This is a genomic window from Polaribacter dokdonensis, from assembly GCF_024362345.1.
In the GTDB taxonomy this organism is placed as follows: Bacteria; Bacteroidota; Bacteroidia; order Flavobacteriales; family Flavobacteriaceae; genus Polaribacter; species Polaribacter dokdonensis.
The window spans coordinates 2,626,830-2,652,172 of the sequence record NZ_CP101505.1 but is presented as its reverse complement, the minus strand read 5'-3'; the positions used below and the strand labels follow the sequence as shown (position 1 = coordinate 2,652,172).

21 protein-coding genes are annotated in these 25,343 nt (G+C 30.6%); 11 read left to right on the top strand and 10 right to left on the bottom strand.

Annotation, left to right across the window (positions count from 1 at the left end):
* Positions 1 to 107: 107 nt before the first annotated feature.
* From porN to topA, 6 genes are all read right to left on the bottom strand, one after another.
* Positions 108 to 962, bottom strand: coding sequence for a type IX secretion system ring subunit PorN/GldN (gene porN, locus LPB302_RS11760; RefSeq protein ID WP_053973368.1), 855 nt, complete (start codon positions 960 to 962; stop codon positions 108 to 110).
* Positions 963 to 975: 13 nt separating this feature from the next.
* Positions 976 to 2,508: a type IX secretion system motor protein PorM/GldM gene (porM, locus tag LPB302_RS11755; protein ID WP_053973369.1), complete on the bottom strand. Its 1,533-nt coding sequence runs from the start codon at positions 2,506 to 2,508 to the stop codon at positions 976 to 978.
* A gap of 45 nt (positions 2,509 to 2,553) precedes the next feature.
* Positions 2,554 to 3,189 carry a type IX secretion system motor protein PorL/GldL gene (gene porL, locus LPB302_RS11750; protein ID WP_053973370.1) on the bottom strand — a complete coding sequence of 212 codons (636 nt, stop codon included), beginning with the start codon at positions 3,187 to 3,189 and terminating at the stop codon, positions 2,554 to 2,556.
* Positions 3,190 to 3,218: 29 nt separating this feature from the next.
* The gene (porK, locus tag LPB302_RS11745) at positions 3,219 to 4,580 is read right to left on the bottom strand and encodes a T9SS ring complex lipoprotein PorK/GldK (protein ID WP_053973371.1); all 1,362 of its coding nucleotides are present in this window, start codon (positions 4,578 to 4,580) and stop codon (positions 3,219 to 3,221) included.
* Positions 4,581 to 4,686: 106 nt separating this feature from the next.
* The gene (locus LPB302_RS11740; protein WP_053973372.1) at positions 4,687 to 5,847 is read right to left on the bottom strand and encodes a formimidoylglutamase; all 1,161 of its coding nucleotides are present in this window, start codon (positions 5,845 to 5,847) and stop codon (positions 4,687 to 4,689) included.
* 34 nt (positions 5,848 to 5,881) lie between these two features.
* Positions 5,882 to 8,380: a type I DNA topoisomerase gene (gene topA / locus LPB302_RS11735; protein ID WP_053973373.1), complete on the bottom strand. Its 2,499-nt coding sequence runs from the start codon at positions 8,378 to 8,380 to the stop codon at positions 5,882 to 5,884.
* A gap of 201 nt (positions 8,381 to 8,581) precedes the next feature.
* Between topA and miaB the strand changes: the two genes are divergently transcribed.
* The 8 genes from miaB to LPB302_RS11695 all read left to right on the top strand — a co-directional run bounded on the left by miaB (position 8,582) and on the right by LPB302_RS11695 (position 17,880).
* Entirely contained in the window at positions 8,582 to 10,036 is a 1,455-nt protein-coding gene (miaB, locus tag LPB302_RS11730; protein WP_053973374.1) for a tRNA (N6-isopentenyl adenosine(37)-C2)-methylthiotransferase MiaB, read from the top strand.
* A gap of 90 nt (positions 10,037 to 10,126) precedes the next feature.
* A complete protein-coding gene (locus LPB302_RS11725) occupies positions 10,127 to 11,350 on the top strand; it encodes a sigma 54-interacting transcriptional regulator (protein WP_053973375.1) in 1,224 nt (407 codons plus the stop codon).
* Between the two features lie 9 nt (positions 11,351 to 11,359).
* On the top strand, positions 11,360 to 11,857 hold the full coding sequence (locus LPB302_RS11720) for an LptE family protein (protein WP_053973376.1): 498 nt from the start codon (positions 11,360 to 11,362) through the stop codon (positions 11,855 to 11,857).
* Positions 11,857 to 12,612: a DUF8458 domain-containing protein gene (locus LPB302_RS11715; RefSeq protein WP_053975274.1), complete on the top strand. Its 756-nt coding sequence runs from the start codon at positions 11,857 to 11,859 to the stop codon at positions 12,610 to 12,612. The genes LPB302_RS11720 and LPB302_RS11715 overlap by 1 nt, the downstream gene beginning before the upstream one ends.
* Positions 12,612 to 12,944 carry a preprotein translocase subunit SecG gene (secG, locus tag LPB302_RS11710; RefSeq protein WP_053973377.1) on the top strand — a complete coding sequence of 111 codons (333 nt, stop codon included), beginning with the start codon at positions 12,612 to 12,614 and terminating at the stop codon, positions 12,942 to 12,944. Before LPB302_RS11715 ends, secG begins: the two co-directional genes overlap by 1 nt.
* Positions 12,945 to 13,119: 175 nt before the next feature.
* Positions 13,120 to 13,395, top strand: a complete 276-nt coding sequence (locus tag LPB302_RS11705; protein WP_053973378.1) for a co-chaperone GroES — start codon at positions 13,120 to 13,122, stop codon at positions 13,393 to 13,395.
* A gap of 114 nt (positions 13,396 to 13,509) precedes the next feature.
* Entirely contained in the window at positions 13,510 to 15,147 is a 1,638-nt protein-coding gene (gene groL, locus LPB302_RS11700) for a chaperonin GroEL (protein WP_053975275.1), read from the top strand.
* A 357-nt stretch (positions 15,148 to 15,504) separates the two neighbouring features.
* Positions 15,505 to 17,880, top strand: coding sequence for a hypothetical protein (locus LPB302_RS11695; protein ID WP_053973379.1), 2,376 nt, complete (start codon positions 15,505 to 15,507; stop codon positions 17,878 to 17,880).
* Between the two features lie 77 nt (positions 17,881 to 17,957).
* Here the strand turns inward: LPB302_RS11695 and LPB302_RS11690 are convergent, their stop codons facing one another.
* The 4 genes from LPB302_RS11690 to LPB302_RS11675 all read right to left on the bottom strand — a co-directional run bounded on the left by LPB302_RS11690 (position 17,958) and on the right by LPB302_RS11675 (position 21,829).
* Complete coding sequence (locus LPB302_RS11690; RefSeq protein ID WP_340780675.1) at positions 17,958 to 18,677, bottom strand: heavy-metal-associated domain-containing protein; 720 nt, start codon at positions 18,675 to 18,677, stop codon at positions 17,958 to 17,960.
* Positions 18,678 to 18,681: 4 nt separating this feature from the next.
* The gene (locus LPB302_RS11685) at positions 18,682 to 19,089 is read right to left on the bottom strand and encodes a heavy-metal-associated domain-containing protein (protein WP_053973380.1); all 408 of its coding nucleotides are present in this window, start codon (positions 19,087 to 19,089) and stop codon (positions 18,682 to 18,684) included.
* 14 nt (positions 19,090 to 19,103) lie between these two features.
* Positions 19,104 to 21,347 carry a TonB-dependent receptor gene (locus LPB302_RS11680; protein ID WP_053973381.1) on the bottom strand — a complete coding sequence of 748 codons (2,244 nt, stop codon included), beginning with the start codon at positions 21,345 to 21,347 and terminating at the stop codon, positions 19,104 to 19,106.
* Between the two features lie 77 nt (positions 21,348 to 21,424).
* The gene (locus tag LPB302_RS11675) at positions 21,425 to 21,829 is read right to left on the bottom strand and encodes an HYC_CC_PP family protein (RefSeq protein WP_053973382.1); all 405 of its coding nucleotides are present in this window, start codon (positions 21,827 to 21,829) and stop codon (positions 21,425 to 21,427) included.
* A 111-nt stretch (positions 21,830 to 21,940) separates the two neighbouring features.
* Between LPB302_RS11675 and LPB302_RS11670 the strand changes: the two genes are divergently transcribed.
* The 3 genes from LPB302_RS11670 to LPB302_RS11660 all read left to right on the top strand — a co-directional run bounded on the left by LPB302_RS11670 (position 21,941) and on the right by LPB302_RS11660 (position 25,342).
* Positions 21,941 to 22,393 (top strand): GAF domain-containing protein, encoded by a 453-nt coding sequence (locus LPB302_RS11670; RefSeq protein ID WP_143032701.1) that lies wholly within the window; start codon positions 21,941 to 21,943, stop codon positions 22,391 to 22,393.
* 318 nt (positions 22,394 to 22,711) lie between these two features.
* Complete coding sequence (purH, locus tag LPB302_RS11665; protein ID WP_053973384.1) at positions 22,712 to 24,238, top strand: bifunctional phosphoribosylaminoimidazolecarboxamide formyltransferase/IMP cyclohydrolase; 1,527 nt, start codon at positions 22,712 to 22,714, stop codon at positions 24,236 to 24,238.
* Between the two features lie 75 nt (positions 24,239 to 24,313).
* On the top strand, positions 24,314 to 25,342 hold the full coding sequence (locus LPB302_RS11660; RefSeq protein ID WP_053973385.1) for a rod shape-determining protein: 1,029 nt from the start codon (positions 24,314 to 24,316) through the stop codon (positions 25,340 to 25,342).
* The last annotated feature ends 1 nt before the right edge of the window (position 25,343 follow it).

Genomic DNA, 25,343 nt, shown 5'->3' with positions numbered 1-25,343 from the left:
GAGCTCTTTTTGAAGAATGAAAAAAAGCGAGTGCGAAAAGCAGGAAATAGCTACAAACAAAAAACGCTTGCTTTAGCAAACGTTTTTAATATTTTTAAGACAGAACTTTAGTAGTTCCACATGTCTATTTCTCTGTTTCTTATGTCTTCTTTAATTTTGTTGGCTTCTAGCAACTGAAATAAAGAATTACCTCGAATGTAATCTTCTATGGCTCTGTTACCATAAATATTCTCTTCTCTTACAATGACTGAATTAAAACGTCTTGCGTTTAATAAATGGTCATAAGAAATTGGTTGAGATGCATTCATTGGATTAAAAACTTTAGAATCGTGTAGAACCTCTCTTGCATCTGGAAAGAAAATCCAGAATAATTCATACAAATTATCATCTTCTATATTTTCTACTCCTAAAGTTTGTACATCTTTACCCATTGGTGCTAATGCCAAAAGTCTGTATTTCATTTCTCCTTGACGTTTATCAAAATACCACATACCTTTTAACATGTAACCTGCAACGTCTTCTGTTTGAAGATTAAAAGTATCTACATAACCATTTTCATCTCTAATGTTTACTAAACGTGTATCTATTTCGTCTTGTGTAATTTTAGAAGTAAAGAAAGAATCTGTATACGCTTCTTTAATTTTACCTTGTCTGATTCCCTTTATTAAAGTATCGAACAAAGATCTTCTGTCTGAAGAAATACTTGTTGTATCTATTGGAAAATAATATGGTAAGTTTATTTTTTGATTTAAATCTACAAACTCCCAAACTACTTTAGACCACATAATATCTCTATCATCTACATATCCATAAGGTATTGGGCCATCATTATCTGCCTCTAATCTTTCTGTACTTCTCTTACCAATTTCATCTGCAGATTTTGCGTTTAACACATTTGCTTGTGCGTTTACAAAACTTGCTGATAGACAGAAAAGAAATACTAGTATACAATTTCTAACCATAATTTATATTTTTCTAATTAGTCAGCTCTATATTAACTGGTAAAACCTTTTTAAGGTTATACCCATTAGCAGTAGCTTTAATATCATAAATGTTAATGATATCTCCTCTTCTTGCTTTAGATAATACTTTTTTAGCAGCTGCATTTAATTTTGTACCATTAACAATAATGGTTAATTCTCCTGGAACTTTAATTTTAAAACTCTTAACCTGAATTTTTAAATCGAATTCAAAATCTGGTAAACCTGCATTAATTGGTGCATTTGCTAAACCTGATTTTGGCATTCTTACAGTACCATATTGATTACGCACAGAACCCATTGCTGCTGGAATATCTTTAATTCTAAATGTAGCTTTTGAATTTACAGTTTTACCACTGCTTAATTTAGCACTTACATTTATAGTAGCAACATTACCACTTCCTGGTCTAATAATATAACCAGCTCCTGATTTTGTTAATTTACCTCCTGCAGCAGAAACTTTTAGATTGTTAGCCCCAACACCTGGTAATGAAACCGAAATTGGGTTGTCTAAACCTCTATAGACCACATTCATTTTATCTGCAGAAACTACAGCAGAACTTGGTTCTGCAATAACAGAATATTTACTTTCAAATGGCACAGGAACTTCTTCTCCATTTTCTCTAAAGAAAATTGTTCCTTTTATTGTTTTCTCTCCTACATTACCTGCAGGCATATTTAAGATTACTTGCCCATTTTGTACAGCATCTGTTGCATCTTTACCATTTAAAATTACTTTATCTGGTACTAGTGATGCATCATATCTACCTAAAACAACTTCACCTGTAACTTTTTCACCTGCGAAATATGCGCTTTTATTTAAACGTACAATACCTGTATAATTGTTTAAAGACAATGCCTCTTCTAATTTACCACCTAAAAGGTTGGTAACAATATCAGACTCAGTATTTCTGATATCTGCTTGCATTTGTGTAAAGTTTGTTAATGAAGCTACCATTGGAAAACCTTCATATCTAGCCTTTAAAAATGGCACTTCTTTGTCTGTTTCAGAATCTATTACTGGTTCTGTAGAGAATCTTTTATTTAAAACAGGAACAAATTTACTATCACTACCTAAAACTTCTATTACATTAGTTCTGTAGTTATTTATTCTATTTAAAAACTCCTGACCTTCTTCAGTATAAGTATCCCCTTTAAAGAAATACGTATCTAACCAATCAGTCTTATCCATTGCTTCATAATCATCTTTATCTTCAATCTCAGTCAACATTTTTGACTTTAATGCAGCTAAATAATCATAAAAATCATTTGAATATGTTTTTATTTTATCTGCTTGAACTTTTAACGGTCCAAACTTTTCTTTTTGCTCTGAAGCTTTTGTATCTAAATTTGCATAAGCTTCGTTATTCTTCTCAATTGTAGAAATATTATTTTCTACTAATTTTTCATTCATGAAGCCAAAAGCGGATAAAACTTCTTTACTCATATTCATTGCTAACATTGCAATAAATACCAAGTACATTAAGTTAATCATCTTCTGCCTTGCAGACATTTTTCCTCCTGCCATAACTTTTTAAATTAGTTTTTTGTATTAAATATTAATTTGAACTAATTATTTGCTTGACATTGCAGATAACATATTACCATAAACTCCATTTAAAGAAGATAAGTTTTTCGCTAAAGAATCCATTTGTTCTTTTAGTCTTTCTGTATTTTCTACCACAGCTGAATTTAATTCAGTTTGCTTGCTAGAGTTTTCTACTTGTATTTTGTATAGGTTGTTTAACGTTTCCATTTGAACAGCTGCCATAGAAACTTGCTCATTGTATTTGTTGGTAGATGAAATAGATTCTGAGGCTGCAGATAAACCTTCTGCTGCACCTTGGAAATTTTTCATGCTACTTCCTAAATTTTGCATTAATTCAGCATCAATTTTAGCTTCGTGTAATAAGTTATCTAATTTTTGAGATAACATTCCTTCTGCACCAACTTTTTCTTCCACTGTTACACTATCTTCGCCTAATTCTGGATATACTTTAGACCAATCAAATTCATCCTCTGGAGTATCAAATGCAGAAATTGCGAATACACCTGCTTCTACTAATAAACCAATGGTTAACATTAAACCACCTGTTAAAGGACCAAATGAGATGTGTTGAATTTTAAATAATGCTCCAACTATTACAACTGCAGCTCCCATTCCGTAAACGAAATTCATTGTTTTTTTATAAGTTCTAGACTGTGCCATGATTCTTTTTTGTTTTTTTTTTTTAAGTTTTAGTTATTTGTTGTACCAATGTAATTTTGAACGGTTCTAAAGCCAATATAGCTTCTAGCTGTATCAGCATACTCATAATCTCTAGACCCCACTTCTAAATAATATGCTACATCTTTCCAAGAACCACCTCTTACAATTTTTCTTTTATTTTTTCTATCCTCTACATTAGGATTCATTGTAGAAGCCATGTAGTAAGATGATAAGTTATATGCTGTATTTGTCCATTCTGAAACGTTACCAGCCATGTTATATAATCCGTAATCATTTGCGTTGTATGACTCAGCTTCCATAGTATATAAAGCGCCATCTACTGCATAATTACCTCTAACTGGTTTAAAGTTTGCTAAGAAACAACCTCTATCACTAGTTGTACTTCCTGTACCCCAAGGATAAGTTGCAAACTCCAGACCACCTCTAGCTGCATATTCCCATTCAGCTTCTGTTGGCAGTCTAAACGCAGGTACTTGAGCTGCATTCTTTTTATTTTTTAAATAATCGTTCTTTTTCTTAGTTCTCCAATTACAAAATGCATTTGCTTGACCCCAAGTAACACCTACTACAGGATAATCTCCATAAGATTGGTGTGAAAAGTAATCTTGATGCATTGGATCATTGTACGAATAGTTAAAATCTTTAACCCAAACTGTTGTATCTGGATAAATATTTAAAATCTCTGTTTGCACAAAATCTTTCCTATCACCACCTTTTCTGGCAGCATTATCTCTATCAAACCAAGAGTATTTGTACTTTAAAAATTTAGTATTAAAAGTTCTAACACCATCTACAGCATCCTCTCTACTAATGTATAAGGAATCCATAACCTCTACATAATCCATATCTGGATATTCTTCTTTCTTCCAAATTAAATCTTCTTCCCAATTTAAAGGTTGTATGGTATCAAACTGATAATAGTTTTCATACATATATCTTTGGTAAGGAGTTGAGTTTTCTACAGTATCCTTAAACTTATATAACTGAATACCAGTTGCTCTATTATTATTACCTGTAGGATCTGGAGTTGCGCCTAAAGCTGCAAACTCTGCTTGATATGCCAATTTTGTTCTTGTAACAGAATCTCTAACCCAAACAACAAACTCTTTATATTCGTTATTAGTTATCTCTGTTTCATCCATAAAATATGGCCTAACAGTTACTGTTTTTGTTGGTGAGTTCATTGTACCAATAATGTCCTCATCTTGCTTACCCATTGTAAATGAGCCTCCTGGAATTAACACCATACCAAATGGTTTCTCTGAAAACCACTTCTTTTTAGACTTGACTCCTACTAATTCCCCTCTATCATTAGAACCACAACTGTAAAAAACGGCTATTAAAAGTGCAAATATTGCTGCTTTCTTCATATTTTATTTTTGTCTTTACTAAAAGTTCGTAAACCTATTATTTTTTTTGCTAAAATACAATGTTGAATCTGCATTTTAACGTATTGAAATTTATATTATTCTTTAATTACATCATTTTTTGCATGGCCTTATACCATCTTTCTGGTATTATTTGTTTGGTAGCCTCTGTGTAATCTTTAAATGTACATGGTATTAACGCATGTCTTTTGTATTTATTATCTGATAAAATATTTATCTCTATCCACCAACGACCTGTTTTATTACTTTTATAGAACACTAAAGGATCATCATCTTCTAACATTACAGTAAACTTTTGGTAGTTTTCTTTGCCTGAAAAAGGGTAATCTTTTACTCTATAATTCACACCTTCAATAAAATACCAAATCATCTGAGCCATCAAATTTGCTGTTTGATGATTGTTATCTAGTTTCGAATTATACTCGTAAATTCCAAAGGATGATACTTTATCACTCAAACCTGCATATCTAGATATTGCACAAATTTCTTCACCATAAAATCCGTTTGGAGAGGCATTATTATTAGCTGGTGCTTCACTCTGTCTAACAGCCCCTAAGTCTATAGAAACTATATCTGCATTTCTAAAAGCTGGTTCAATATTTTCTAATTCTTTAGCATTACCTAATCTGTAAGCATCGAAAAATAGACTATCTAAAAGGTGAATAGCTTCTTGCGAATTAAAATACGTCTGATAACCAACATTACAATAGTTGAAAAGATTGTTAGGCTCTTGCATAATGATTTTACTCAAGTAAGATTGAGAAGTTAATTCATCATCTAAATTACCTAGATCAAATCTACTATCTACTGCTGTAATATTTACAGATTGCTCCAAAGTGTCATAAGCCCTGTAATTTACATATGTAATGTCTTGACCACCTCCAATAATTATTGGAATGATATCTTTTTTAAGCAAAGAGGTAATTACCTCTGAAACAGCAAAATACGTATCAGAAACCTTATCTCCTTTAGCTACATTACCAATATCTGCAATCTCTGTATGCCAATTTCCAGGAAAAAGTTCGTAAATTTTTCTTCTTACAAAGTGTAAATCATCTCCACAACCAAAATTGTTTTCAGAGTTTCTATCTTCCTGAACACCAAAAATGGCAATTTTAACGTCATCTAAATCTGGAAAACCTGTTTGATTTGAATGAATTCTAATTTTATTCCCTAAACATAAAGGTGAGTGTAACACCAAATGAGCAAGCGCAGTTTCTTTTATAGGGGATAAGAAGTCTTTATTCATTAATTATAATTGTGTATGCAAGATACCAAAAATACTATTTCTTTTTTACTGTTTTTCTTTTTGTCGTTTTTTTCTTTGCTGCTTTTTTCTTCGGCGTTTTTGCTTCAATCATCTTAACAGCCTCTTCTTTAGATAGTTTCTCAATATCTGTAGTTTTAGGAAGCTCAATTTTTATTTTTCCTTTTAACACATTAAACCTACCCCATCTTGCTTTTTCTACACGAATACCAACATCTTCCCAATTATGGATAACTTTATCTATCTCTTTTTGCTTTTTAACTTCTATAAGCTCTACAATATCATCATCAGAAAGGTTATCAAAATCGTACTTTTTATTTACGTTGATAAACATGCCATTCCACTTTATGAAAGGACCAAATCTACCCACACCTTTTTGCACAGGTAAATCTTCATAATGATAAATAGGAGCATCTGCTTTTTGCTTAGCTCTTATTAATTCTTCTGCTCTAGGTAAATCAACCTCCATTGGGTTTTCTCCCTTATCTAAAGAAACAAACATTTTTCCAAAACGAATGTAAGGTCCAAATCGCCCATTAGAAACAATTACTTCTTCATCTTCATACGTTCCTAAAGTTTTAGGGAGCAAGAATAATTCTAAAGCTTCGTCTAATGTAATTGTACCTAAATTTTGATCTTTATTTAAACTAGCAAATTGCTTTTCCTCATCATCTGGAGCTCCTATTTGAGCAATAGGTCCAAATTTTCCTAAACGTACCAAAACTGTTTTACCAGATTTTGGATGCTTTCCTAAAATGCGTTCACCACTTTCTCTTTCTGCATTTTCTTTTACATCTTCTACATTATCGTGGAACTTAGTATAGAAATCTTTAATCATCTCTATCCAATCTTCATCACCTTCAGAAATATCATCAAAAGAATTTTCAACTTTTGCTGTAAATCCAAAATCTAATATATTAGAGAAATTGGCCACTAAAAAGTCGTTTACAATGTTTCCAATATCTGTAGGAACTAACTTATTTTTATCTGAACCTGTTTTTTCTGATAATTGCTGACTTTTAACAGCTCCATCAGCTAAAATCATTTGTTCGTAAGTTCTTTCAACGCCTTCATTTTGGCCTTTTTCCACATAACCTCTTCTCTGAACTGTCGAAATTGTTGGTGCATATGTTGATGGACGACCAATACCTAATTCTTCTAACTGTTTTACTAAAGATGCTTCTGTAAATCTGTAAGGAGGACTTGTAAAACGCTGAGTTGCATTTATAAAAATATAATCTAGACTTTCATTAACTTTTAGATTGGGCAGCATTCCTGCTTGCTCTTCTTCATCATCATCTTTACCTTCTAAATACACTTTTAAGAACCCTTCAAACTTAATCATCTCTCCATTTGCAGTAAAGATTTTTGAGTTTTCAGAGTTTTCTATTTTGATATTAGTTCTTTCTAATTGGGCATCACTCATTTGTGAAGCCAAGGTTCTTTTCCAAATTAAATCATACAATCTATTTTGATCATATTCAGTATCAATAGAATGCATTTTCATATTGGTTGGCCTAATGGCTTCATGGGCTTCTTGAGCACCTTTTGCTTTAGACTTAAACACTCTTTGTTTACTATATTCTTTACCATAAGAAGCTATAATTTCTTCTTCAGCTTCGTTTCTTGCATCTACAGATAAATTTACACTATCTGTTCTCATGTAAGTAATTAAACCTGCTTCATACAAACGTTGTGCAACTTGCATTGTTCTACCCACTGCAAAGCCTAATTTACGAGATGCTTCTTGTTGTAAAGTTGATGTTGTAAATGGTGCTGCAGGTGATTTTTTTGCTGGCTTTTTGGTTAAATCTGCAATGTTAAAATCGGCATTAGCACAGGACTTTAAAAAGTCTTCTGCAGCTTTTTTAGAATCGAAGTTTTTAGGAATAGTAGCTTTAAACTTTTTACCTTCATTATTTGAAAATTCAGCAACTACTTTATAATGTGTCTCTGGTTTAAAATCTTGAATACTTCTCTCTCTTTCTACAATTAAACGCACTGCAACAGATTGCACTCTACCTGCAGATAAACCTCCCTTTACTTTACGCCATAAAACTGGTGACAATTCATACCCTACAAGTCTATCTAAAACTCTACGTGCTTGCTGAGCATTTACCATATGATAATCTATATCTCTAGGATTCTCTACAGCTTTTAGAATTGCTTTTTTAGTAATTTCATGAAAAACAATACGTTTTGTATTATCTTCTTTTAAATCTAATTGCTCTTTTAAATGCCAAGCAATAGCCTCTCCTTCTCTATCTTCATCACTTGCTAACCAAACAGTTTCTGCTTTTTTTGCTAAACTTTTTAATTTTTTAACAACTGGTTTTTTATCATCGGAAACTATATATTTAGGACTAAAATCACCTTCTACATCTATACCTAATTCTTTCGATGGTAAATCTGCAATATGCCCATAACTTGATTCTACTTGGTAATCTTTACCAAGAAATTTTTCGATAGTTTTAGCTTTTGCTGGTGACTCTACTATTACTAAATTCTTTGCCATATATCTCTCATTTATCACTCAAAACCCGTTAAATAAGGGCTATTTTAAAATGCAAAAGTAGTTAGTTTTTTGTTAAAAAAAATTTTTTAGTAAATATTAGATGAATAATTAACAGAAAAACAACATTAATTTTCTGCCAATTTGTCATAAAAATATAAAATTGGTTGTATCTTTGCCCACCTTCAAATTACAAATTGAAAGATGCAAGAAGTAGAGAAAATTATTGACGAAAAAATACAAGGAAAGGCACTTGTAACAGAAAATAAGAAAGAGAACACTAAAAAATTATTCATAGAAAGCTATGGCTGTCAAATGAATATGAATGATAGTGAAATTGTTGCAGCTATTTTAGATAAACAAGGTTACAACACTACTCAAATTTTAGAAGAAGCAGATTTAGTTTTAGTAAACACTTGTTCTATTCGTGAAAAAGCAGAAACTACAGTTCGTAGAAGATTGCAAAAATATAATGCTGTAAAGCAAGTTAACAAAAAAATGAAAGTAGGCGTTTTAGGTTGTATGGCTGAACGCTTAAAAGAAAAGTTTTTAGAAGAAGAAAAAATTGTTGACTTAGTTGTTGGACCAGATGCCTATAAAGATTTACCAAACCTTTTAGAAGAAGTATACGAAGGTAGAGATGCTGTAAATGTAATTTTATCTAAAGAAGAAACGTATGGTGATATTTCTCCTGTTCGTTTAAATTCTAATGGAGTATCTGCTTTTGTATCTATTACAAGGGGTTGTGACAACATGTGTACTTTTTGTGTTGTACCTTTTACTCGTGGACGAGAAAGAAGTAGAGATCCAAAAAGTATTTTAGAGGAAATACAGTCTATGGTAGATAAAGGTTTTAAAGAGATTACTTTATTAGGCCAAAATGTAGATAGCTTCTTATGGTATGGAGGAGGTTTAAAGAAAGATTTTAAAAAGGCTTCAGAAATGGCACAAGCAACTGCAGTTGATTTTGCTCAGTTGTTAGATATGTGTGCTACCCAATTTCCAAAAACACGTTTCCGTTTTTCTACCTCTAATCCTCAAGACATGAGTTTAGACGTAATTCATGTTATGGCTAAACACAGGAATATTTGCAAGTACATTCACTTGCCAGTTCAAAGTGGAAGTAATGCCATGTTGAAAGCCATGAACAGACAACACACTCGTGAAGAATATATGGAGTTGGTTGATAATATATTTAAGATTGTTCCAGAAATGGCCTTGTCTCAAGATATGATTGTTGGCTTTTGTGGAGAAACAGAACAAGATCATCAAGACACCTTAGATTTAATGGAATATGTAAAATATGATTTTGGATTCATGTTTGCCTATTCTGAAAGACCAGGAACTTTAGCTGGTAAGAAAATGGAAGATGATGTACCTGCTGCTGTAAAGAAAAGAAGATTAACAGAAGTTATAGATTTACAACAGAAACACGCTTTATACAGAACTCAACAACATTTAGGAAAAGTAGAAGAAGTTCTAATTGAAGGTACTTCTAAGAAAAATCCTAATGAGTGGAAAGGTAGAAACACACAGAATACTGTTATTGTATTTCCAAAAGAACACTATAAGTTAGGTGATTTTGTAAATGTAAAAGTAGAAGATTGCACCTCAGCAACCTTAAAAGGAACTGCTGTTGGTTACTCAGATAATAATTAATTTTTAAAAAAGAGAAATTAGAGATCAGCACTCACCTTTTCTCTCAATTCTTTTTTATAAATTCTTTTTTATAAATTCTAAGAAAAGAAAATGGAAAACTTACAAGCATTAAAACAACGCTTTGGAATTATCGGAAACGATATTCACCTTAATAGAGCTTTAGAAAAAGCTGTAAGAGTTGCACCTACTGATATTTCTGTACTTGTTACAGGAGAAAGTGGTGTAGGTAAAGAGAATATTCCAAAAATTATACACTCATTATCACACAGAAAACATGCAAAATATATTGCTGTAAATTGTGGTGCAATTCCAGAAGGTACAATTGATAGTGAACTTTTTGGTCATGAAAAAGGTGCTTTTACAGGAGCAACTCAGGACAGAAAAGGATATTTCGAAGTTGCAGATGGTGGTACCATTTTTTTAGATGAAGTTGGTGAATTGCCATTGACTACTCAAGTGCGTTTGCTACGTGTTCTAGAAAATGGCGAATTTATAAAAGTTGGTTCATCAAAAGTTTTAAAAACGAATGTTAGAATTGTTGCAGCTACCAACGTAAACATGCAATCTGCCATAGAAAAAGAAAAATTTAGAGAAGATCTATATTATAGGTTAAGCACTGTAGAAATTAACCTACCTCCTCTTAGAGAACGAAATGAAGACATTCATTTACTATTTAGAAAATTTGCTGCAGATTTTGCTCAGAAATATAGAATGCCATCCATTAGATTAGATGAAAATGCTGTAAAAGTATTAATGAATTTTCGTTTTCCAGGTAACATTCGTCAACTTAAAAACTTAGCCGAACAAATTTCTGTTATTGAAGAAGAAAGAAGTATTGGCGCTCAGAAATTACAACAATATTTACCAAATAATTCAGGTAATCTACCAGCTATTATTGGTGGTAAAAAAGAAAATGATTTTTCTACAGAACGTGATATTATGTATAAAATTCTTTTTGATATGCGTAATGACATTAATGATTTAAAGAAGCTAACACTAGATTTAATGAAGAATGGAAACGTAGAAGAAGTACAAGAAGAAAATCACAGGTTATTAGAAAAAATCTACAATAATAAGGATTTAGAAGAGCTAGATATTGAAGTTTTAAATGTTCCTCAAAATTCACCTTCAGAAAAAGATTATGATTTTATTGAGACTATAGAAGAAGATGAATCTTTATCTTTACAAGACAAGGAGATAGAAATGATTAAAAAATCTCTTGAAAAAAACAATAACAAACGTAAATTGGCTGCTAAAGAATTAGGCATTTCTGAAAGAACCCTATATCGAAAAATTAAACAGTACGATTTGTAATTTTATAACATGAAGAATTTAATTTTATCTATCTTTATTCTAGTTACTCTTATAGGATGTGGACCATATTCTTTTACAGGAGGTAATACAGGTGATGCAAAAACCATTCAAGTTGATTTTTTTCCAAATCAAGCACCTTTAGTAGAGCCTGTTTTAACTCAGCGTTTTACAAATGATTTGCAAGATCTATTTACGCGTCAAACAAACTTAACACTTACCAATTCTAATGGTGATTTATATTTTAGTGGAGAAATAACTGGGTACAGAATTACACCAATGAGTGGAACATCAAACCAAACTGCAGCCCAAAACAGGTTAACAGTTTCAGTAAATGTTCGTTTTGTAAATAAACTAGAAGAAGATGATGACTTTGAAAAAACATTCTCTTTTTATTCTGATTTTGATGCAAATGCACAACTTTCAGGTAGCGTTTTAGAAAATGCTTTAGACGAAATTCTAGAAAGAATAATTCAAGATATTTTTAATGCTTCTGTAGCAAAATGGTAATGCAAATTAATTTGGAAACTTCATCTCTTACAAAAGCCTTTAAAAGCAAAAACGAATTAGAAAAAATAGAAATTTCTGATTTGAAGGCTGTAGTAGAAAAGTATCCATTTTTTCAAGCAGCTAGAGTTTTATACCTAAATAAATTAAAGCAGAGCAACAGTTTTAAATACAACCAAGAATTAAAAAATACTGCTGCAAATACAAGAGATAGAGCAATACTTTTTGAATACATTACCTCAACTAATTTTTCTAAAAGTGAATCTCTTACAACCCCTAAAAAAGAAAGCAGTCCAAGTACAGAAAGTATTAGTTCAAAAGTAATAAACAGTGGAACTTTAGAGAGTTTAGTCAGCCAAACAAAAGAAGAATTAGAAGTTGGCAAACCTATTGCTTTTACACATTCAGAAAATCATTCTTTTAATCAATGGCTGCAATTATCATCTAAAAAACCTATAAATAGAGTTGATAAAACTTCTTCAAAAACTTCTAAAAAAGAGGAAATTATTCAAAAATTTATAGCGAATAATCCTAAAATAGAACCTTTAGCAAAAGATAAAAACATTTCTGTTTCTATTGCTAAAAACCAGCAAGATACTAGCTTAATGACAGAAACCTTAGCCAAGGTTTATTTAGAGCAAAAGAAGTATGAAAATGCAATTCAGGCCTATCGAATTTTAAGTTTGAAATATCCAGAAAAAAGTGGTTTCTTTGCAGACCAAATTAAAAGAATACAAATTTTACAAAAACATAAATAATGAGTTATACAGCTTTTATCATATTAATTTTAATTGTAGCAGTAGCTTTAGTATTAATAGTAATGGTTCAAAATCCTAAAGGAGGAGGTTTATCTTCTTCATTTGGTGGTGGAGGTGCACAATCTTTGGGTGGTGTACAAAACACAAACAACTTTTTAGACAGAACAACGTGGACGTTAGCTATTGCAATGTTCGCATTAATTTTATTATCAAATGTAGCCATTCCTAGAGGTGGAGAAAATGATGTAAACTTAAACAATACTTTAGATGGTGTAGAAACTACGACTCCAGTAGAAAACACTTTACCATCTTCTAACGATAGTATTAACTAAATACTATCTAAACAATTTAAAATGCCAACGTAAATGACACGTTGGCATTTTTTTTTGCACTGATTTTCCCTTTAAAAATCAATCAAAGAAAAATTGTCAGTTTTTAATCGATGGCATAATTTCTGACTAATTAAAAGCATAAAAAATAATTTTATTAATCAAAATTTATAAAACAATGGGATTAAACATTAAACCTTTAGCAGACAGAGTTCTTGTAGAACCTGCACCAGCAGAAACAAAAACGGCATCTGGATTAATTATTCCAGATAATGCAAAAGAGAAACCACAAAAAGGAACTGTAGTTGCAGTTGGTAATGGTAAAGTTGATGAGCCTTTAACTGTAAAAGTAGGAGACACTGTTTTATATGGTAAATATGGTGGAACTGAATTAAAGTTAGAAGGTAAAGATTATTTAATGATGCGTGAATCTGATATTCTAGCAATTATATAAATAAAACTATTTGCTTTTGGCTATTTGCCTGAAGCAAAAAAATAAAAATTAATGCAAACTATTTTAGCAAAAAGCCAAGAGCTTTCAGCTAAAAGCAAAAAAAATAAAAACAAAATGGCAAAAGATATTAAATTTGATATTGAAGCAAGAGATGGTTTAAAACGTGGAGTTGATGCATTAGCTAATGCAGTAAAAGTAACTTTAGGACCAAAAGGAAGAAACGTAATTATTTCTAAAGCATTTGGAGCACCAACTGTAACAAAAGATGGTGTTTCTGTAGCAAAAGAAGTTGAATTAGAGAATGAGCTTGAAAATATGGGAGCTCAAATGGTAAAAGAAGTTGCTTCTAAAACCAATGATTTGGCTGGTGATGGAACAACAACTGCTACTGTTTTAGCACAAGCAATTGTAAAAGAAGGTTTAAAAAACGTTGCTGCAGGTGCAAATCCTATGGATTTAAAACGCGGAATTGACAAAGCTGTAGAATCTATAGTTTCAGACTTAGAAAAACAAACTCAAAAAGTTGGTAACTCATCTGATAAAATTCAGCAAGTAGCTGCAATTTCTGCAAATAATGACAATACAATTGGAGATTTAATTGCACAGGCATTTGGAAAAGTTGGTAAAGAAGGTGTAATTACTGTAGAAGAAGCAAAAGGTACTGATACATATGTAGATGTTGTAGAAGGTATGCAGTTTGATAGAGGATATTTATCTCCTTACTTTGTAACTGATGCAGATAAAATGATTGCAGATTTAGAAAATCCTTATGTATTATTATTTGATAAGAAGATTTCAAACTTACAAGAAATTTTACCAATTTTAGAACCAGTTTCTCAATCTGGTAGACCTTTATTAATTATTGCAGAAGATGTAGATGGACAAGCATTAGCTACTTTAGTAGTAAACAAGTTAAGAGGAGGTTTAAAAATTGCTGCTGTAAAAGCACCAGGATTTGGAGACAGAAGAAAAGCAATGTTAGAAGATATTGCAATTTTAACTGGAGGAACAGTTATTTCTGAAGAAAGAGGTTTTTCTTTAGAAAATGCAACTTTAGATTTATTAGGTTCTGCAGAAGGTATTACAATTGATAAAGACAACACAACAATTGTAAATGGTTCTGGAGATGCAGATGCTATTAAAGCAAGAGTAAATCAAATTAAGGCGCAAATAGAAACTACTACTTCTGATTACGATAAAGAAAAACTACAAGAACGTTTGGCTAAATTAGCTGGTGGTGTTGCAGTTTTATATGTGGGTGCTGCTTCTGAAGTAGAAATGAAAGAAAAGAAAGACAGAGTAGATGATGCTTTACATGCAACAAGAGCTGCAGTAGAAGAAGGTATTGTTGCTGGTGGTGGTGTTGCTTTAGTACGTGCTAAAAAAGTATTAGAAAAATTAGCTACAGAAAACTTAGATGAAACTACAGGAGTTCAAATTGTAAATAAGGCAATTGAAGCTCCTTTAAGAACTATCGTAGAAAACGCAGGAGGTGAAGGTTCTGTAGTAATCAATAAAGTTTTAGAAGGTAAAAAAGACTTTGGTTACGATGCTAAAACTGAAACTTATGTAAACATGTTAGATGCTGGTATCATAGATCCTAAAAAAGTTACAAGAGTTGCTTTAGAAAATGCAGCTTCTGTTGCTGGTATGATTTTAACTACTGAGTGTGCTTTAATAGATATTAAAGAAGATGCACCAGCAGGTGGTGGAATGCCTCCAATGGGTGGTGGAATGCCAGGAATGATGTAATATTTTAAAAAAGATTAAGTTTTAACTTAACTTTTTGAAATTTTTTAAAAGCTCGATAGAATAACTTCTATCGAGCTTTTTCTATTTTATTTACAATTAAACTAGTAAGTTCAAAATAAACAATGATTTACTTGAAATATATTTTCTTAGCATAAGCCTAGTAATGATTCAGAAAAGACAATATCTTTCTAGAAGCTATAAATAACGAAGGACTATTGCATGAAAATAAGCAAAAAGGATTAACCAATAATCAAAGAGTGTCATGCTCTAAATTCTAAGTGATAAAAACATTACTAAAAGTAATACTATTATTAATGTTTTTTTTAGTATATTTATAAAAACATAATACCTCCAGCTATGAGAACTAAAATTAATGTATACTTAATACTTTTATTGGCCATTTGTGCAACAAGCTTTGGGCAAGATAAAGAAATTGAAAACTCGTTTAAAAACTATTTTGAATACACCAGAGAAATACCTCACCTTCAACTTAATAAAACCACATTTTTATCAGGAGAAAAAATTTGGTTTCAAGCTTATGTAAAAGATCAGAATTCAAATAAACTTCATGTAAATACAACCAATTTATATGTAAGTATTTTTGAAGAAACTGGTAAAATGAAAGACCAACAGCTAATTGAAATTAAAAATGGAATTGGTAGAGGATCTATAGCCATAGACTCTTCATTTACCAATAAAAACTATTACATAAAAGCCTCTACAAATTGGATGCTAAATTTTAAAGAAAATAATTCTTATCAACAAAAAATTACAATAGTCTCATCTGAAAAATACAAAGAAGAAATAGTTTCTACTTTCAGTGAGGAAGATTATTTTGAATTTAAACTATTTCCAGAAGGTGGTCATTATGTAACAAATGCAGAAAATACAGTGGGTATTTTACTTAAAGATGCCAATAATAAAGGTTTACAAATTAAAGAGGGTATTATTAAAAATAGCGATGGTGAATTTATAGAAACCTTCTCCATCAATAAATTTGGTTTAGGTAAAGTATCCTTTTATTTACCTGAAGATGATAGTTATAGTTTTATAGCTGAATTACCCAATGGTATTAAAATAGAAAGAAAAATTACAGAACCTAGAACCATAGGTGTTCTTCTAAAAACAGTGCAGACTACAAATGGTGTAGAAATTTTAATAGAAACAAACCCAATTACAGCTGCCCTTTTAAAAGGTAAATCTTACACGTTATTTATTCATAATACAAAAACCTACAAACAATTCAATATTGAATTTAATGCAGAAAATGCTAAGTATTTAATTGCCTTAAAGAAAGAAGATTTAGAGCATGGTATCAATATAATTACTCTTTTTAATGAAGAGCAAAATGCAATAAGTGAACGAATTATTTATAATGAACATCAAGATTTATTTTTTGATGTAAATATAAACCAGTTAGCAACTTCCAGAGATTCTATTGCTCTTAGAATTACCAACAATTCTAATGATAAGATTCATTTAAGTGCTTCTTTTTTACCTATTAAAACAAAAGCTTACAGGCCTATAAATACTATAAAGAGTTCTTTTATTTTAAATCCTTATGTAAGAGGACAAATAGAAAATCCTGAATATTACTTTAATAGTAGTAATGAAAATCGACTGGAAGAATTAGACTTGCTTTTAATTACCCAAGGATGGAGCAAATATAGCTGGAAAAATATTTTTGAAAAACTAGAAAAGCCAACCTATGAGTTTGAAAATGGAATAGACATAAAATTCAGCCTGAACAATCCTTTGAAAAAAAACCATACTGTGGTTGTTTATTCTGATGCAAATAACTTAATTACCGAAATTAAACCTGGAAGTCAAGAATTGCTTCTAAAGAATTCTTTTCTTATTAAAGACTCTAAATTTCACTTCGGATTAAAAATCAGCAATAATTTCGTAAACAAAATTGGGCCAAGCCTTACCTACTCCAATAGTTCTATAACAGATGTTTTAAAAACTGATTTTATAAAAGAACCTAATAAAGCTGAATTAGAAGTTTCTAATTTTAAGACCTTAACAGATGGTGTTAGCACCTTAGATGAAGTAATTGTTAAAACAAAAAGAGTTAAAGAAGAAAATAGCGCTTATGGTTTTGCAACGATGCTTACCACTTTTAAGATGGATAAAATGGTGGTTACAGGAGGTGATTTAGTTTTAGACTTTTTAAGCTTTAAAAGATTTGATGTACAAATTACAAATGGAGATATTTTCATAGGAAAAAGAAGGCCAGATAGAAATCATAGTATGTCTTCTGGAGAAAGTGATAATTATACAAGGCAATTAAGAGCTGTAAGAGTCTATTTAGATGGTAATGAAATTACACAGAGTTTATGGCTTTTAGACGGACTTTATCTAAACACCTTAAAGAGTATATCTTTTGGACAAGATCCAAGTCAGTTTAATGAGGTAATCTATATGTACTCACTATCTGCCAAAGAATACAGTAGAAAAAATTCTACATTTAATGAGTTTTATCTTCCTGTTGGTTTTTCTAAACAAATAGAATATTACAGCCCAAAATACCCAAGTTATTTAGATCAAACCTACCAAAATTATGGAGCTATTTTCTGGAAACCATTTATTACAGTTAATGCAAATTCTACATACGAATTTAGAGTTCCCATTAATCAGCAAGAAAATATTAAAATGTATTTAGAAGGTATTTCTAACTCAGGCAAACTAAGCACTAAAGAACTAACCTTTAGTACTAAAAAGGCTATGTAGCCTTAAATGATTTTATAATTGATTCATATAAAAAATCCGCTATTAAATAGCGGATCTTTTTTTCGAATTAACTTTTATTAAACCAATTTAACAATCATAAAAATTGCCATAAAAATCATAATAGAATTTTCTATAAAAGTAGCTTTTGTCATTGGTAAATTTAAGACTGAGCCTAGGCAAGCACATTTAATGGATTGTTTACTCAATAAAGATTTTGTAACTCCAACAGTTGTAATACCCAAAATTACAATAGTAAATATTAAGGCTGGTATTATTTGAAAATGCATTAAAAAGCACAATCCTAGTGATAATTCTATAAAAGGATAAACCAGACCATACTTAGGTAAAATCTTAGCTAAAGGATCGTACATAGCAAAACTTGCAGCAAAACCTTTTACATCTAAAAACTTAAAAAAACTAAATACCACATAAAAAAGCCCCATAAATGTATACATGAATTCAGCAATTTGCCAATCTCTAAAATGTATTAAAATGGATGCAGAAGTAATAAAAGTAAATATTAAAAATAGCGGATACAATTGCTTTAATTCAGATGTTTCTTCCTCTTTAAAAGCGTTATCTACCTGCTCTTTCTTTTCAGAAATTACAAATTTATCTGCTAAACCAGACTGCAATTTCTGAACTGAAATTTCATCATTCAACAAAACTTCTACTTGCTTTTTTTCTAGGTTAACTGTAGCTTCAACAATTTCATTAAATTTCAATAATGATTTTTCCACAGAATTTTTACATCCATTGCAAGTCATACCAGAAACTGTATATGTTTGTTTCAGCATAATTTTAATTCTTTTTTTGCTTTTTTAATTCTCCTTTATGATCTTCTACAATTTCATGATCTCTATATTTACAACAAGGATGAACAGAATTATAAGCTTCAGTTTTTGCTACTAACTTTTTACCTTCTTCTAATAAGATATCATGACCAACAGCTAGTATGTTTTTTTGAATGGCTTCAACATCTGTTTTTCGCTCATCCATAATTAAATTAAGTTGATGTGTTTCTGGACTCCAAATAGCAAACTTTACTCCTTTTGTTTTTAACGCAGCTGTTTCAATTCGCTTTTTACACATGCCACAAATTCCATCTACTTTTATAACTTCCTTTGCGTTTTTATTTTTCTTAATTTCTTGAGATTGTACTGAAAAGCCAATCAAAATGATACTTAAAGTTAAAATTAATTTTTTCATTTCTGTATTTGTTTTTAATTTAATTTAAATCTTAATCCTGTATAAATAGACCTGCCAAAAATTGGAGCGTACACAATTGTAGTATCAAAATTTGGCCCAAAAGGATCATCACTTGCCAAAACAGGATTGTTTTGTTGTACGTTGGTTAAGTTCTCAGCACCTAAATAGACTTCAAATTTCTTAGAAAATACTTTTGTAATTTGTGTATTTAATAATTGATAAGGCTCTGTAATTTCTGGCAATTGGTATTGTACAGGTTTTGTGCTTGTATTTGGCAAACGCTGTTTACCAATATTATTAAAAGTAACATCAAATTTCCACTGAGCATTAGTAGCAGTTAAATCTGTTTCATAAGATAAATTGGCAAAAAATCGGTCTCTAGGCTGAATAGGTTTTTGCAGATTTCCAGATTTATAATCTGTAGAAATATCAAAATACTTGTAAGCCGTTCTTAAATTTAATCTTTCAGATAAAGCATAGTTTACCTCTATTTGAAAGCTATTTGCAACACTCTTACCATCTAAATTATAAAAAGACACTGCTTGCGGATTTTCCCAATCTACAATTACTTGATTATCGAATTTTGTTTGATAAAAATCTAAAGTGATGTCTCCTTTGCTATTGACTAGGTTAAATTTCTGAAGATAAGACACTCCATAATTCCATGCAATTTCTGGATTTAATCCATAGATATTACCACCAACATTATCTATATTTATTTGCCTAGAACTTGCAAATAATTGCTGATTTTCCGCAAAAATATTGGCACTTCTTTTTCCTCTTCCAACAGAAGCTCTCAACACACCTTTATCCCAGGGCACAAATCTAAGATGTAATCTTGGTGTTAGAAAAGTGCCTAGTAAATTATGAGTATCTAATCTTAAACCTGCAGTTATACTAAAGTTGTCTAAATTATCAAAAGCGTATTCAAAAAAACCTCCAAAAGAATTTTCTTTTCTATCAAAATTAGTGGTATTAACAAGTTCATCGTATTTATCGTAAGTAAAACTTAAACCGGTTTTAAACTTATTTCTTGTATCACCAATAATCGAATTAAAAATAAGATTAGAATACATGCTTTGATGCTGAATGTCATATACATTTAACCCAAAATAAGAATCTTGCTGATGATTGCTGTAAGCCATTTGAAAACCTATACTTTGAAAAGGTAATTCAGGAAACACATACCCCAATTTAAGAGAAGTATCAAATCGTTTTGTATCTATTTCACTTCCCCAATTATTGGTTGTGCCTTTATCTATATCTGGATTAAAATTGATTTCACCTGTTTGTTTTTCATCATTCAAAAAACGAACATTTATAAAACTAACCCAACCTTTTTCTGCATCTGTAAATTGCCATCTGTTCATTACATTTATTTGATTGGCTAATGGCATATCTAAAAAATTGTCATTATTCCTATCCAATTTTTGGCCTCTATAATTGCCATGAATATATAAACCTGTATTCCATTTATCTGATACTTTTTGATTGAAATGTGTATTCAGTTCAAAACGCCCCATTTGAGATCCGTATGCATTTAAAAAGAATGCATTATCTGTTAAAGGCTTTACCAATTCTGCATTAATTTGACCAGAAATACTCTCATAACCATTAACAACAGAACCTGCACCTTTGGTAATTTGTATACTTTCTACCCAAGTTCCTGGAGTAAATGTGAGTCCAAAAACCTGACTTGCACCTCTAACACTTGGTATATTTTCTTGGGTAATTAGTAAATAAGGACTAGTTAAACCCAACATTTGAATTTGTTTTGTACCTGTTAAGGCATCAGAAAAACTTAAATCTATAGAAGGATTTGTTTCAAAACTTTCAGCCAAATTACAACAAGCAGCTTTTAATAATTCTTCTGCATTTACTGTAAACATATTTGTAGTAGACAAAAATGATTTCTGAACAGCATTTCGTTTGCTATTAATGGTAATTTCTTCTAACTCACTTTCTAAAGTCAAAAAATGATGAATTGGCTCTAAACTAGTTATCGTTAAAGTATCTATTTTATAGCCTAAGTAACTAATTACAAGTTTTTTATAATCTGATTTATAATCAATCGTAAACCAACCTTTATCGTTAGTTATTGTGCCAACATTAGTATCTAACCAGTGCACACTAACACCTTCTACTCCTAAATTATTCTGAGGATTGTTTTTGTCCATAATCATTCCTTTAAAAGTGTTTTGCGAAAAGATTATGAGTGGTACAAATAGCAATATGCTATTTATAAATATTTTTTTCATTTCTATTATTATTTAATTAACAACAACTATTTTTCTTCTAACTCAATAGAAGACTACTGTTTGTAATTAAAAAAAAATCAGATTAAAAATGTTTGATATTGTACTTGATAATCTATAGGAATATCAGGTGGAGTAAAGTCTTTATAAAATTTATTTCTTGAAGCTTGTTCTATAAATAAATCTCTATAAGTAATAAAAAAAGTAGCAACAAATTGCTGCTCCTTAAAAGTAAATTCTTTTACTTCTTGATTTTGAAGTTCTTCCTGACCTTCTATTTTTTGAACCTCATCTTTACAGCAACTTTTCATAACTACGTTTGCATCATCATCCATCTGCATTCCACAACTATTTGTTTTTCCTGTAAGTGAAAAATCTACTAAAAAATCTCCACAATAATGAGCATCAACCGTAAAAGAAAAGGTTGAAAACAGCACTAAAAATGATAGTGATAAAATTGATATTTTAGTAAAAAAATGTTTCATTTTAGAAGTACAAATTTACAAAAAGTTATTCTAACTTTGTGTTAAATATTTACTTGTAAGTTTTATTAAAAAATTACGATAATATCTATACAAAATTTACATAATTACGTGATGAATATAGCACCATTAAAAGAGAACATCGATCAAATTATAGCATCAAAAACTTCTAAAGAAGAAAAATTACAAAGTATTTGTGATTATTTAGAAAATGAAATTTCTTATTATGACTGGGTAGGTTTTTATTTTAAAAACGGAGATAAAAACGAGCTTAAATTAGCTCAATATACAGGAGAGGAAACAGAACACACTATAATTCCTTTTGGAAAAGGTATTTGCGGACAAGTTGCTGTCAGCAATGAGAATTTTGTAGTACAAGATGTTTCTGAACAAGATAACTACATCTCATGTGGCTGGAAGGTAAAATCTGAAATTGTGATTCCAATTTTTGTGAATAAAGAAAATATAGGCCAAATAGATATAGATTCTCATACAGCCAATACTTTTACTGAAAACGATGAGGAGCTTTTAGAATATGTGTGCAAAAAAGTGGCGAATATTTTATAAAAATTTGTTTTTATAAAAATATTCTATAAATTAGTTCGCTGAAATACATTTTTATAATCATTAATACCCCCACATGATGAGAACTAAAGAATACTTTACCTCGTACGCTAAATCTAGCAAAAAATTCAACCTAAAAGAAGAAGACACTGTTTATGACCAATTTGTTTATTGGTTTCGAGATTTTCTGGACAGTGCAGAATAATTAAGAGCATTTTAAAGAAATCAAAATGTTAATTACTTAGTACTTTTGTTACTATCTTTTCATTGCGATTTCTTTAATGATTGCTTAGATTTGCTCGCTTAACAATACAACTTGTAATGAGCACTTCAAAAACAATTAAATCAGCATTAATTTCGGTATTTCACAAAGATGGTTTAGCACCAATAGTTCAAAAATTAAATGAACTAAATGTAACTATTTATTCTACAGGAGGTACAGAAAAGTTTATTAAAGAATTAGGTATAGATGTAGTACCTGTAGAAGATGTAACTTCATATCCTTCTATATTAGGAGGTCGTGTAAAAACACTACACCCAAAAGTTTTTGGAGGTATTCTAAACAGACAAGATCATGAAGGTGATGTTGCTGAAATGAAAGAATACAACATCCCTCAATTAGACTTAGTTATTGTTGACTTATATCCCTTTGAAAAAACAGTTGCTTCTGGAGCACCTGAACAAGATATTGTAGAAAAAATAGATATAGGTGGTATTTCTTTAATTAGAGCATCTGCCAAAAACTTCAAAGACACTTTTACAGTTTCTTCTATGGAGCAGTATGATGAGTTTTTAGAAATATTATCATCTAATAAAGGAGAAACTTCAATAGAACAACGTAAGAAATTTGCAGCAAAATCTTTTAATATTTCTTCTCATTATGATACTGCAATTTTTAACTATTTTAATGAAGATGAAATAGTATATAAAGCAAGTGAAACAACTTCTAAAACTTTAAGATATGGAGAGAACCCTCATCAAAAAGGATATTTCTTTGGAGATTTAGATGCCATGTTCGATAAATTACATGGTAAAGAATTAAGCTACAACAATCTTTTAGATGTTGATGCAGCAGTAAATTTAATGAATGAATTTATTGGAGAAGACCCAACCTTTGCAGTATTAAAACATAATAATGCATGTGGTTTTGCGCAAAGAAATACAATAAAACAAGCTTATATAGATGCTTTAGCAGGTGATCCTGTTTCTGCTTTTGGAGGTGTTTTAATTTCTAATACAGAAATTGATGAAGCAACTGCAGAAGAAATTCATAAATTATTTTGTGAGGTTGTAATTGCACCTTCGTTTTCTGATGAAGCTTTAACCATATTAAAAGGAAAGAAAAATAGAGTAATTTTAGTACAGAAAACTACAGAATTACCTTCTCAAAATGTTAGAACAGCTTTAAACGGTTTATTAGTTCAAGATAAAGATGCTAAGACAGATACTTTAGAAGACTTAACTTACGTTACCAATACAAAACCAACAGAAGCTGAGTTAAAAGATTTATTATTTGCTTCAAAAATATGCAAGCATACAAAATCTAACACGATTGTATTTACTAAAAACAACCAACTATTAGCAAGTGGTACAGGACAAACAAGTAGAGTTGATGCCCTAAGACAAGCTATAGAAAAAGCTACAAGTTTTGGGTTTGATTTAAATGGAGCTGTAATGGCTAGTGATGCGTTTTTTCCATTTCCAGACTGTGTAGAAATAGCTGACAAGGCTGGTATTACAAGTGTTATTCAACCTGGAGGTTCTATAAAAGATCAGTTAAGTATTGATTACTGTAATGATAACAATTTATCTATGGTAATGACAGGTACAAGACATTTTAAACATTAATTTAATTCGCTTATTTACAAGATTAATTTTTGTAAATTTGTAAGAATACACACTTTCAAATAAGAAATAATTTCTATGGGTTTTTTTGATTTTATGACAGAAGATATTGCGATTGATTTAGGAACCGCAAATACGCTTATCATACATAATGGAAAGGTTGTTATTGATAGCCCTTCTATAGTAGCCAGAAATAGAGTTTCTGGTAAAATCATTGCAATTGGTCAGGAAGCCAACCTAATGCAAGGAAAAACTCATGAAAATATTAAAACAATTCGTCCATTAAAAGACGGAGTTATTGCAGATTTTCAAGCCTCAGAAGAAATGATTAAGGAATTTGTTAAACAGATTCCATCAATAAAAAAGAAATTATTTCCACCTGCTTTAAGAATGGTCATCTGTATTCCTTCAGGAATTACAGAAGTAGAAAAAAGAGCGGTTAGAGATTCTGCAAAACATATGAATGCTAAAGAAATATATCTAATTTACGAACCTATGGCTGCTGCTATTGGTGTTGGTATAGATATTATGGAACCTAAAGGAAACATGATTATAGATATAGGTGGTGGTACTACAGAAATTGCAGTTATTGCTTTAGGTGGTATTGTGTGTGATCAATCTGTAAAAGTTGCTGGCGATTTATTTACGAGTGATATTATGTATTACATGAGAACTCAGCATAACTTGCATGTTGGTGAAACTACAGCAGAGAAAATTAAAATTCAAATTGGTGCAGCAACTGAAGATTTAGATAGTCCACCAGATGAAATGTTAGTTCAAGGTAGAGATTTACTTAGTGGTAAACCTAAGCAAGTTCAGGTTTCTTTTAGAGAAATTGCAAAAGCATTAGATAAATCTATCTTAAGAATAGAAGATGCTGTAATGGAGACATTATCTAAAACTCCACCAGAATTAGCTGCAGATATTTACAACACAGGAATTTATTTAGCTGGAGGTGGCTCTATGTTAAGAGGATTAGATAAACGTTTGTCTCGTAAAACTGATTTACCTGTATATGTTACTGAAGATCCTTTAAGAGCTGTAGTTCGTGGAACAGGTATTGCCTTAAAAGAATTAAATAAATACAAAAACGTTTTAATGAACTAGC

Coding starts and splice junctions, on each gene's coding strand:
- porN (WP_053973368.1), bottom strand. CDS start 962: ATGGTTAGAAATTGTATACTAGTATTTCTTTTCTGTCTATCAGCAAGT.
- porM (WP_053973369.1), bottom strand. CDS start 2,508: ATGGCAGGAGGAAAAATGTCTGCAAGGCAGAAGATGATTAACTTAATG.
- porL (WP_053973370.1), bottom strand. CDS start 3,189: ATGGCACAGTCTAGAACTTATAAAAAAACAATGAATTTCGTTTACGGA.
- porK (WP_053973371.1), bottom strand. CDS start 4,580: ATGAAGAAAGCAGCAATATTTGCACTTTTAATAGCCGTTTTTTACAGT.
- LPB302_RS11740 (WP_053973372.1), bottom strand. CDS start 5,847: ATGAATAAAGACTTCTTATCCCCTATAAAAGAAACTGCGCTTGCTCAT.
- topA (WP_053973373.1), bottom strand. CDS start 8,380: ATGGCAAAGAATTTAGTAATAGTAGAGTCACCAGCAAAAGCTAAAACT.
- miaB (WP_053973374.1), top strand. CDS start 8,582: ATGCAAGAAGTAGAGAAAATTATTGACGAAAAAATACAAGGAAAGGCA.
- LPB302_RS11725 (WP_053973375.1), top strand. CDS start 10,127: ATGGAAAACTTACAAGCATTAAAACAACGCTTTGGAATTATCGGAAAC.
- LPB302_RS11720 (WP_053973376.1), top strand. CDS start 11,360: ATGAAGAATTTAATTTTATCTATCTTTATTCTAGTTACTCTTATAGGA.
- LPB302_RS11715 (WP_053975274.1), top strand. CDS start 11,857: ATGCAAATTAATTTGGAAACTTCATCTCTTACAAAAGCCTTTAAAAGC.
- secG (WP_053973377.1), top strand. CDS start 12,612: ATGAGTTATACAGCTTTTATCATATTAATTTTAATTGTAGCAGTAGCT.
- LPB302_RS11705 (WP_053973378.1), top strand. CDS start 13,120: ATGGGATTAAACATTAAACCTTTAGCAGACAGAGTTCTTGTAGAACCT.
- groL (WP_053975275.1), top strand. CDS start 13,510: ATGGCAAAAGATATTAAATTTGATATTGAAGCAAGAGATGGTTTAAAA.
- LPB302_RS11695 (WP_053973379.1), top strand. CDS start 15,505: ATGAGAACTAAAATTAATGTATACTTAATACTTTTATTGGCCATTTGT.
- LPB302_RS11690 (WP_340780675.1), bottom strand. CDS start 18,677: ATGCTGAAACAAACATATACAGTTTCTGGTATGACTTGCAATGGATGT.
- LPB302_RS11685 (WP_053973380.1), bottom strand. CDS start 19,089: ATGAAAAAATTAATTTTAACTTTAAGTATCATTTTGATTGGCTTTTCA.
- LPB302_RS11680 (WP_053973381.1), bottom strand. CDS start 21,347: ATGAAAAAAATATTTATAAATAGCATATTGCTATTTGTACCACTCATA.
- LPB302_RS11675 (WP_053973382.1), bottom strand. CDS start 21,829: ATGAAACATTTTTTTACTAAAATATCAATTTTATCACTATCATTTTTA.
- LPB302_RS11670 (WP_143032701.1), top strand. CDS start 21,941: ATGAATATAGCACCATTAAAAGAGAACATCGATCAAATTATAGCATCA.
- purH (WP_053973384.1), top strand. CDS start 22,712: ATGAGCACTTCAAAAACAATTAAATCAGCATTAATTTCGGTATTTCAC.
- LPB302_RS11660 (WP_053973385.1), top strand. CDS start 24,314: ATGGGTTTTTTTGATTTTATGACAGAAGATATTGCGATTGATTTAGGA.